The 9,820-nt window shown below is 37.4% G+C and carries 12 protein-coding genes and 1 other annotated feature; of the genes, 1 reads left to right on the top strand and 11 read right to left on the bottom strand.

All coding sequences use genetic code 11. The features are described 5' to 3' along the window. Positions 1-228: 228 nt before the first annotated feature. From AC1DWN_RS19745 to AC1DWN_RS19755, 3 genes are all read right to left on the bottom strand, one after another. On the bottom strand, positions 229-684 hold the full coding sequence (locus AC1DWN_RS19745) for an NUDIX domain-containing protein (protein ID WP_477560614.1): 456 nt from the start codon (positions 682-684) through the stop codon (positions 229-231). A gap of 73 nt (positions 685-757) precedes the next feature. Further along, positions 758-2,017, bottom strand: coding sequence for a tyrosine--tRNA ligase (tyrS, locus tag AC1DWN_RS19750; RefSeq protein WP_477560615.1), 1,260 nt, complete (start codon positions 2,015-2,017; stop codon positions 758-760). Positions 2,018-2,068: 51 nt separating this feature from the next. Continuing rightward, positions 2,069-2,318 (bottom strand) — a binding site (T-box leader). Between the two features lie 120 nt (positions 2,319-2,438). Continuing rightward, positions 2,439-3,362, bottom strand: a complete 924-nt coding sequence (locus tag AC1DWN_RS19755; protein WP_477560616.1) for a GNAT family N-acetyltransferase — start codon at positions 3,360-3,362, stop codon at positions 2,439-2,441. A gap of 136 nt (positions 3,363-3,498) precedes the next feature. On the opposite strand from AC1DWN_RS19755, the gene AC1DWN_RS19760 reads away from it, so the two are divergent. Beyond that, positions 3,499-4,626, top strand: a complete 1,128-nt coding sequence (locus AC1DWN_RS19760) for an ABC transporter substrate-binding protein (RefSeq protein ID WP_477560617.1) — start codon at positions 3,499-3,501, stop codon at positions 4,624-4,626. Between the two features lie 270 nt (positions 4,627-4,896). Here the strand turns inward: AC1DWN_RS19760 and AC1DWN_RS19765 are convergent, their stop codons facing one another. The 8 genes from AC1DWN_RS19765 to AC1DWN_RS19800 all read right to left on the bottom strand — a co-directional run bounded on the left by AC1DWN_RS19765 (position 4,897) and on the right by AC1DWN_RS19800 (position 9,800). Beyond that, positions 4,897-5,388: a hypothetical protein gene (locus AC1DWN_RS19765; RefSeq protein ID WP_477560618.1), complete on the bottom strand. Its 492-nt coding sequence runs from the start codon at positions 5,386-5,388 to the stop codon at positions 4,897-4,899. A 141-nt stretch (positions 5,389-5,529) separates the two neighbouring features. Further along, the gene (locus AC1DWN_RS19770) at positions 5,530-6,186 is read right to left on the bottom strand and encodes a nucleoside/nucleotide kinase family protein (RefSeq protein WP_477560619.1); all 657 of its coding nucleotides are present in this window, start codon (positions 6,184-6,186) and stop codon (positions 5,530-5,532) included. Between the two features lie 66 nt (positions 6,187-6,252). Then, positions 6,253-6,714, bottom strand: coding sequence for a hypothetical protein (locus AC1DWN_RS19775; RefSeq protein ID WP_477560620.1), 462 nt, complete (start codon positions 6,712-6,714; stop codon positions 6,253-6,255). A gap of 121 nt (positions 6,715-6,835) precedes the next feature. Next, complete coding sequence (locus tag AC1DWN_RS19780; RefSeq protein ID WP_477560621.1) at positions 6,836-7,291, bottom strand: NAD(P)H-dependent glycerol-3-phosphate dehydrogenase; 456 nt, start codon at positions 7,289-7,291, stop codon at positions 6,836-6,838. Between the two features lie 16 nt (positions 7,292-7,307). After that, positions 7,308-7,484 carry a hypothetical protein gene (locus AC1DWN_RS19785; RefSeq protein WP_477560624.1) on the bottom strand — a complete coding sequence of 59 codons (177 nt, stop codon included), beginning with the start codon at positions 7,482-7,484 and terminating at the stop codon, positions 7,308-7,310. 65 nt (positions 7,485-7,549) lie between these two features. After that, positions 7,550-8,047: a DEAD/DEAH box helicase family protein gene (locus tag AC1DWN_RS19790; RefSeq protein WP_477560622.1), complete on the bottom strand. Its 498-nt coding sequence runs from the start codon at positions 8,045-8,047 to the stop codon at positions 7,550-7,552. 214 nt (positions 8,048-8,261) lie between these two features. Continuing rightward, on the bottom strand, positions 8,262-8,981 hold the full coding sequence (locus tag AC1DWN_RS19795) for an alpha/beta fold hydrolase (protein WP_477560623.1): 720 nt from the start codon (positions 8,979-8,981) through the stop codon (positions 8,262-8,264). Positions 8,982-9,269: 288 nt separating this feature from the next. Then, positions 9,270-9,800, bottom strand: coding sequence for a GNAT family N-acetyltransferase (locus AC1DWN_RS19800; protein WP_477560625.1), 531 nt, complete (start codon positions 9,798-9,800; stop codon positions 9,270-9,272). Positions 9,801-9,820 lie beyond the last annotated feature (20 nt).

Here is a 9,820-nt window from a genome sequence, read left to right on the forward strand (position 1 = left end):
ATATTAGAATAGGGAATTATTAACGGTATCAAAGCAAGTAATGTTTCATAGTAGATATCTCCAGTGAAAAATAGGAAGGATAAAAATATATAAACGGATAATAATATTCTAGTTAAAATAGATGTGGTTTGTTTTATTTTGTTACTGTAACAGTTTGGACAATTCCTCATGCTACCTCCAATTGCTTTCACATTAATTGCAAATTATTTAGCGTAATAAGTTTTCCGTTTATTCTTTAGGTATGAAATTAGTTATCCACGCACAGTTTTGCTCTATATTTAATCTCACGATATGTTCCTGTAAAAATTCGGGCAATACATTATGTTTTTTTATACTTTCCGTGTTTAAGTCAATCCAATAAAACTCAAGGTGTTCTTCCTTTGAAATGGGTGTATAGTCAGATTTCAAATCTTCAGAGTTAACTTCAAAGAGATGGCTGATTTCATGTTGGAGGGCACCTTTTTCATCGAGCCTGTGTGCTTCAACTACCCCCATGAATCTCTTTACTGTACATTTAGCACCCAATTCTTCATAAAGTTCTCTTTTTAATGCATTTTGAGCCCCTTCTCCTAAATCAATACCTCCACCTGGTAAAAAAGAATGGGCTCCTTTCAAACGAGCAATTAATATTTTGTTTTCATGAACAATTATCGCACGCGCAATATGGCGAAATTTAACCTCCATACTTCTCACCTCTTCCATATATAGGTATTTACACTTCGGTCTCGGATAGGTTGGTTCCTTCTTTTTTGACGTACTAGCCAACATCAATTTTGGCGATTCTCCTTTTGCCTACCTGAACAATGTCACCACTATTAATTTCTACTCGTTTATTAGGGTCAAGAAGCTTCGTTCCGTTTAGTTTAACAGCACCTTGAACAACACTACGTCTCGCATCGCTATTTGACGAAACAAATCCGAGTGTAACAAGAAGCTTAATGATTGAAATACTCCCTTCTTCGAGAATATCTTTTTTCAAATGCATAATATCAATATTTTCGGGAATGGAACGCTTCTGAAATACTGTGATAAAATGTTGCTCTGCTTGTTCAGCTGCTTGCTCGCCATGATACATACGAACAAATTCTCTGGCAAGTTGAACTTTAGCATCGCGAGGATGAACATTCCCTTCTTTCATGCCTTGTTCAAGCTTCAGAAGCTCCTCATTTGTAATGCTCGTACTAAGTCTAAAATATTTAAGCATCAAGTTGTCCGGGATCGACATGGTCTTGCCAAACATTTCATTTGGGGTTTCGTCAATACCGATGTAGTTACCTAGACTTTTGCTCATTTTCTGGATTCCATCGAGTCCCTCCAGTAATGGCATCAGGATAGCCACTTGACTGTCTTTAAAACCAAAAGCGCCTTGTAACGTTCTACCCATCAATATATTAAAGGTTTGATCAGTACCGCCAATCTCAATATCACTTTCAAGCGACACCGAATCATATCCTTGCATGAGTGGATAAAAAAACTCGTGAATGTGAATGGGCTGGTTATTTGAATATCGCGTTGCAAAGTCATCACGCTCCAACATTCGTGCAACAGTAACTTTAGCAGCTAACTCCAATACATCTTGGAAATTCATTTTTTCGAGCCATGTAGAGTTAAAATGAAACTTTGTCCTTTGAGGGTCAAGTATTTTGAACACTTGCTTTTCGTAGGATGCTGCATTTCGTTTTACATCTTCCTCGGTCAATTGTTTTCTTGTCTCTGATTTCCCAGTAGGGTCTCCGATTCGTCCAGTAAAATCGCCTATGATCAACTGTACTTCGTGACCTARGTCTTGGAATTGTCTAAGCTTTTGCAGTACCACGGTATGTCCAATATGGATATCCGGTGCTGAAGGGTCGAGCCCAAGTTTTACCTTAAGAGGTTTCCCCGATACGATTGATGTTGCAATCTTTTGTACTAGTGCGTCCGCAGGTATGACCTCAACCGTTCCTCTTCGAATGATACTCAATTGCCGTTCAACCTCTCGTTTTTGTTCCTCCGAAAGTTGCTTCATTGTGTCCATCTATGTTCCTCCTGACCTTTTATAAAAACAAAAAAAACAACCCTCAATCCCGAAAGGGACGAGAAGGTTGTCTCGCGGTACCACCCTAATTAAAGAAGCATGCATAACTTCTTTCACTTATTTTAATAACGGCATTATGCCGAGAAAAGTTACTCAGAATTGATTCATTTTCACTTTTCCAACTCCGGATTGTAATTCGGAAAGATGAATGCACCGGTTCACACCACCCACCGGCTCTCTGAAGGCACTTGTTCATCATTCTTACTGCGGTTTATACAACCTTATCCATCATTGCTTTTATTCTAATATTCAATTTTTTCCATTTAATCACATAAACGTAAACGTGTCAATCGTTCTGTTCTAAATCTAATACTGGAGCAATAACATCTCTTAGTCTCTCAATCCTTCTGTCTCAGAACTTTCAATCTGGGTCTATGATAGCAACATAGTGAACTCTCTTATATTCCTGTTGGAAACCAAATTTATTATATAGCAATTTAGCTGTGTTGTTTTTGCTATCTACGCTTAGCCGAACATCATCCGCACCCAAGTACTTCAGTCGCTGTAATATTTCGGATACCATTTTCTCCCCAATACCTCGTCTTTGGCATTCTCGCTTTACCGCAATAGTTGCTATTCGAGCATGATTCCCTMTAAGATTCGAACAGAGAAGACCGACTGGAATCCCTACTTCATTGGTACATAGTAAATACAAAGTTGGTGAGAAACTAGTTCCTTGAAATTCATAGGCTACGCTCTCAACAGTTTTGTTACCACCAAATGCATCGTTATATATTTCAGCCCAAAGATTCGAATCCTCAAGAACTGGAGTACGAAATCGAAATTGTGAAGGACCGCTCAAGGTCTTCAAGTCTTTCAGGGTTTTCAGACACAATATTTCCAAGGTACTTTGCTCCTGCATTCCATAATTAACTCCAAGTGTCGTTTCTCCAGAAATACTCGTCAACGCACGATGAATGAAGTGAATTGGTTTTTCCTCTTGACGCGCGATACCTTTGAGTCGAGTGAATATAAACTTAAAAATCGCTGTACCAATTCCACGCCTCCTCCAATCCACGTCAACTGTCGCGTAACAATAAACTGCGATATGTGTATTCTGATCGACAAAACATAATGAAAAATAACCGACGGCTATCAGCCCATACTCTACAACAAAAGTGTTCTCTCGAATTCTTTCCCCTGGTTCGTCTAAATCCTGCTCGAACTCTTCGACAGTTAATCCGTTTAACATATGAAATGGATCGCGGTTGATCATTGTTACAATCCAATCTGAATCTGACTTTTTATGTAGTCGAATTTCCAAATCAATATTAGATAGTTTCATTGAAACCCACCCCCAAAAGAAGCTAAATACAAAGTACGACAAGACCATGACTTTTACATCTGTTAATGCACTCTAGTTTCTATTAAAATATATATTATACATAAATTAGTTGAAAAATCGAAGGAGGAATTAGTTAATGGTTACCCTATCCATTAAGACTGACTTAACAGAAGATCGTTATAATAAGGAAATTAAAGATTCATTAGAAAAAGCATTCAACAACATTCAAATTGAGTTTAGATCTTCAGTAGAGAAAGCTGATATATATCTAATAGGTCATTATCAACTTGAGCAATTATTTGAAAAAGGTGAGTTACTGGACTTTCGTTTGTTATCAAACTCACTTGAAGCTACTCTTGAAAGACTCGAACCAAATTTAGTTGCTTGGGGGAAAGATGAGAACGGAGAAGTGTTTTCATTGCCATACAATAATGCGAATGAGTACCCTCTTTTTTACAACAAGAGTATTTTCGATAAACTTAATCTTCCTTATCCATCTGACAATATGACTTGGGAGGATTCAATAGCTCTTGCCGAGAGAGTTACAGCTAATAAAGGTGGGGAGATCATATACGGTTTTGACCCGGCTGATTTAGCCCTCATGCGGATGCAATTGGCTGTCCATTATATTGACCCGAAAACCGGTAAACCTAATTTACTTCATCCGAATTGGATGAAAATAGCACGGACTCTCAAGGAGATCTATTCTCTTGAAGGAAATATCCTTTCGAACAGAAAAAAATTATTTCGTTTGAATGGATATTTTGTTCGTGATCAATCTGTTGCAATGGGAATGATCTGTGCAAGTTGTTTTGAACCCCAAGACCTGAATTTTGAATGGGATATCGTGTCCTATCCGATATATGTGGGCGGACCTGCATGGAATGCTAATATCGCTGGACTTGGTCTTGCCATTAGTCAGAATTGTTCGGATCCCCATGCTGCTTTTGAGGTTATCTCTTATCTATTAGAAAATGAACATCAGACGAGCATTGCACGTAACGGATTCCGTCCTTCTTTAACAGATCCACGGATACATGCGGAATTTGGTATGAATAATCCTCTATACTATGGGAAAAATATTGCTTCATTTTCAATGCATGCGCCTGCGCCTCCGCTTAAGAATAAGCTTGAGCTTGACTGGGACGGCCACCAAATCGTTCGCGAGGGACTCATAGAGATGATCAGCAATGATATCGATGAAGAAAGCGCGCTATATACTATAAATCAAAAACTGGGTGAGTTCCCCATTAGTAGAACTTGATTGAACATTCGTAAACACTAACATTCAAGCACCCTAGTTTAGTTTTTTGCGTCCCAAGCCAGCGGCATTTTAGGAATCTGCCATTCTATCGGAGGCAACCATCTCTCCCAAACATCATAGAATGATGAAGGGCCTTCTTGCACTAATGCAATGGCCCGTTCTCCTTCAGATCGAATGGCACGAGCTAAATCAACTGATATATTGCCTGCTTTACATTGAGAAGGCTTTTTGACGACTTGAGAGGATAGCCTGGACCCCAATAAAGTGCCATCAACTACCGTATTTCTTTTTCCAATTTTCAGTCCATTCTTTGAAAGTCATTCCTGTTACTTCCTCTAGGGTTTTACCGTTTAACGAATATACTCCTCCGTTCATTTCTGCATCAGGAAATGAATACCCGCCTATCACGTTTCCTTCACAAAGCATGATATAAACATTGGTTTCGACTTTAAAAATATTTTTCAAGGGATGATTATTCACAGTAAAACTATAAATCGTTATTTCTTTCCCAAAATACTTATCGGGCTCTAGGTTTTGAACACTCCAAATCTGCTGGTATGGTAATGATTCTGTACTTCCGTAAAGCTTGCTTTTGTCTAAATCGTACTTATGAATTTCGCCTTTGCGTGAAGTAATTTTATAACCTTGTTCCTCAACGTATTGCTCGGCTGCTTTTTCATCACCTGTGGCCTCTTTGCCACATCCAGTAAGAATTAGAAATACTAGCCCAACTATTACCCCCCACTTTATAAATCCACTCATTCTTACCTCCGTGGTTGTTTATCTTTTTAGACGTTCCATTCTTGGAATGGTTGCACTAATCCTCCAGTTAGCTTAACAAAACAAGGAGCAGCTCCGTGGAGAACTGCTCCTTGTTAGTTCAACTATTGTTTTCCGTAAGCATTAAATATCTAAACCATTTGCCTTATTCATAGACAACCATTCGGTAATTTTTCGAAACTTATCCAAAGAAAAGCTTGGATTCTCAGAAGGGTTAAAGTCTGATGTTTCCCTGATTATACTCCTAACATTTGCTTCTATTGTATTTGCTCTAATTAACTTAACATAGGTAGAAACATCTTTATTCATGAATTCAAAATAACGTTTTTGTGGTTCAATCATAAGTAAATGTTCTTCAAAATTGGAACGACTTCGATTTAAATCGTTTTCTTTCCTGCGTCTCAATTCTGTTGTATCAGTAAATAGCAAAAAGTAACCATCGGGAAAGTATATATTCCCATTTTTAATTTCTGCATGATAAAAATTTTCAATGAACTCCAATGATTGTCCATATATTTGAAAATCATACGACCAGTTATACCATAGTGGTTGAAATATGTCCCCATCGAGCACAACTATTTCATTATTAATTTGTTTTTCTTGCGCTATTTGMCATCTATCCACTTGTCGCTCAAAATACCAGCTTTTCGATGCATTCAGAGGGCGTTTAAAAAGCATATTAACTTCAGGTATTATTGAAGCATTATAGTGTTTTTGAAGCATTTGGCAAGTTGAACTTTTCCGTACCCCGCTAGCACCTTCCAGACATATTATAGGCATCCAGACTTGCCTCCTTCGAAAAATTATTTGCCATCCAAATTACCAACTTTAATTCAACACATAATTCTAAGTAGCCTGCCCGTAGTTTAATGAAAAAGCTGACTTCGTGACAACTAAACCCTCCATAACTTCTTTAATACGTTCATTAGTCAATGCGTCCTCCGCAACATAAAAAAGCAAAATATTCGCTTTTTGTATTCTGCTGTGCATTACAAAAGAAGCTGGAATATTTTCAAAATCGCTTAGTCCTTTTTCAGCCTCTTGGCTGGAGGAATAAACATAAAAACTGACTAACTTATCTTCATTTATCGCATAAACTTCTGGTTTGACACCATTCAAGGTCCGTATAAAAACATTATCTGGGCTTAAACCTTGTGGCTTAGATAAAGGTATATCATTCGTCGCAAATGCTTGTTTAATCTGTTCTGAGGTAATAAGAACCTTATCTTTAGATCTTACACGATTAGTACAACCAATTGAAATGAAAATGAAAGTAATTAACAAGAAGACAAACAGAACATTCCTCACGAACATCCCTCCTTTACTATCCGTAACTCAATACGCTGAAGAGAATATGAATGTTGCACTAACCTGCCAGTTTAAGCTTTGTTATTTAAATAGATTCTAATTTCACTGGTCTCATAAATAGTCATATTAATTGCTCTTTTGGATCCGCACCTTCAGAGATTACTGAATAAACAGCCTGACAGATTGGTAACTCTACATCATATTTAGCAGACAATCGCAATAATGCTTTTACGGTTGCTACTCCTTCGGCTAATTTCTCGAATGGTGCATTATTTACAAATGACTCACCAAAACGTCGATTATGACTATGCATAGAAAACACTGTTGCTTCGTAGTCACCGAGATGCCCTAAACCGTAAATCGTTAATTCGTTCCCTCCCATTGTCTTAACCAATCTCGCAATTTCTCTTGTTCCTCTAGCCATTAATGCTCCCTTCAAACTCGTATAACCTAATCCATCCAGCATGCCTGCTGCGATTCCAATTACATTTTTCGCCGCTGCCCCTATCTCATTTCCTAACAAATCTTGTCCGTAATAAAATCGTATAGTTTCACTTCCGAAGCTGTTTACAATCAATTTAGTTATGTTCGTGTTATCCTTTCATACATAAAACAAAGATCTTATTTGTAATTCCCATAGTATGTAACTGTTTTGCAAAATCTCTAAACTCATGGGCACTAATGGCGATAAATATGATTTCGGCAAACTCTATCGCTTCTTCAATTCTATTCGTTAACTGAATCTTTTGGGGTAATCGTAAATACTCAATAAAAAAGCAGCCAGATTCATGGCAGCCGTTTCTTCGTGTTTATTCAGTTATCGTACCAAGGGAGTTCAAACATATCGCCGAACCCACTCTTTAATATGTGATGCAACAATGCTTACATCCGTTTCCGTTGTATCAATAGTAGGCATTGGTGGATTATACTCTTTATCTGCAATTTCAAGCAGTTTCTCTGCAAAGTCCTTGTGGTCTTGAATCATTTCATCTGACCAATTTCTTTCACGTAAACGTTTCTCACGAGTTTCTTCATTACAGTGTAAGTTCAGGTAATAAACATGTTTAAAATAAGAATAGTCTGCACATTTTTCAATATCCCACGGCATCATAGTGCCGCATATGATAGTCATACGTCCACTTTGAGTGACATTTCGTGCAACACGAAGCCAAATATTTCGCATTTTCTCCCAATCATGTCCAATAAATTCAACAAGGTTATCAGGGTCGAAAACATCAAAATCTGGCAGTATACCTCGTAGTTCTTTAATGACATATGTTTTCCCTGACCCGCTTGCACCTGTTACAATAAACAATGGCAACCTATTCTCCATATTTTTGCACCCCCATAATCTACTTATATTTTACAATTATATCATTTCTCGAAAGACTTCGATGGTAATTAACAATTATAACTAGCCTGCCTGTTAGTTGAGAAGACGGCAGCCATGAATTTGGCTGCCGTTTCTTCGAGTTTATTCAGCTATCGTTCCCTGTTAGTTCAATCATTCACTCAATATAAATTAATAAACACTGTAGGCTTTTTCTTCAATTTACTTTATCTAAAAAATCAGTTACGTCGGTATAAAACAACTTTTTCTCGGGCCCTTTTAGGTTATGACCAGACTGAAAGTACTCCTTTACTGTTATATTGCTACACATTTTCTTATAACGATCAAGGTCATTATCCGTAATTAACGATTCTTGAAGCTTACCTCTCCCCACTAAAACGGGCATCGACAAAGACAAATAATCCAAATTGATTAGAGTAGATTCTCTTTGGATACCCCTTACCGCTTCAGGTCGGATATTCGCTGTTCGATTGTAAGGGATTAGATAGTTGTTTATGTAATCTTCGGGCCAATCATGTGGCATTGCTCGATGCTCCGGAGGATAGTCGCCAATAATTAACGATTGTATCTGTTCCTTGTGTCTTTCGACGTAGCCTAGAGCATAAGAAACTCCACGTGAATAACTAAACAAATGGAACGATGAGATACCTGTCTTCTTTACCACTGCTTCAATATCTGATACATGCTCGGCCAGGTTGTACCCTCTATCGGGCGTATCACTTTTCCCCCTGCCTCGAAATGATAGAATTATACTTCTTCTTGGTAAAAGCGCCTCAAGCAAATCTAGATATTCTTCTGCAGTCTCAGACAGACCTGGACAAATAATCAACGGAACTAGTTTCTTATCAGATTCTTCTAGTGAATCGATATACTCGATCATAACCTTGTTGCTAGCTGCTTTTTTTGATAAATGCATTTCAACCACATCCCAAAGTATAATTAACTAGCTACATTTTGGCACATATTGGAAGCATCCAGCCCGTTAGCGGAAACCCCACACTTTTAACTATGATACGGTTCACCGCAATGTAGCTAAACACAAAGTACAGTTTGATCAAAAAATGTATATTAGTATATGAAGACAAAGCCACCCCAATGATGGGGTGGCTTCTTTGAACAGACTTCTCTTTAATAAACTCTCGTGTCCCGTAATTAAGTTTTCGTGTGAGTTACTTACAATTCAAAAAAGGCAGCAGAAATCAACTCAATCCGATATTAATTTTGAATAGATATTGAGATCGTTAAACTTTCCGTCTACTCTTTCATATTGTCTTAGTGTTCCTTCAAACGTAAAGTTTAACTTTTGTAAAAGTTTTATTGAATTCACGTTTTCGGGTTCAACTTTTGCTTCGATTCGATTCAACTTTAAAGATGAGAATGCGTAATCTAACAAAGAATAGATAGCTTCTGAAGCATATCCTTTTCCCCAACATGATTTAGCAATATCATATCCAATTTCTGCTTTTGCATTTTCAAAATCCAAGGAATTATAACCACAGGAACCTATGATTTCATTGGTTTCTATTCTAATTATGGAGAAACGGATAGCTTTTCTTTCTTGAGAAAGGTCATCAAGAAGAGTAATCATTTCTTTTGCTTGATTTTCATTAGTAAAACAACTAACATTCATAAATTTAGTAACATCTGGATCAGACCAAATTTTAAACAAGCTAGACGAATCCGTTTCCTTCATTTTTCTCAAATGTAAACGTTCTGTGTTTAACTCTGTAATCAATACTTTTACCTCCATTATAT

It is taken from the genome of Paenibacillus sp. P4_A7, from assembly GCF_056402455.1.

Coding starts and splice junctions, on each gene's coding strand:
- AC1DWN_RS19790 (WP_477560622.1), bottom strand. CDS start 8,047: ATGGAGAATAGGTTGCCATTGTTTATTGTAACAGGTGCAAGCGGGTCA.
- AC1DWN_RS19760 (WP_477560617.1), top strand. CDS start 3,499: ATGGTTACCCTATCCATTAAGACTGACTTAACAGAAGATCGTTATAAT.
- AC1DWN_RS19745 (WP_477560614.1), bottom strand. CDS start 684: ATGGAGGTTAAATTTCGCCATATTGCGCGTGCGATAATTGTTCATGAA.
- AC1DWN_RS19765 (WP_477560618.1), bottom strand. CDS start 5,388: ATGAGTGGATTTATAAAGTGGGGGGTAATAGTTGGGCTAGTATTTCTA.
- AC1DWN_RS19795 (WP_477560623.1), bottom strand. CDS start 8,981: ATGCATTTATCAAAAAAAGCAGCTAGCAACAAGGTTATGATCGAGTAT.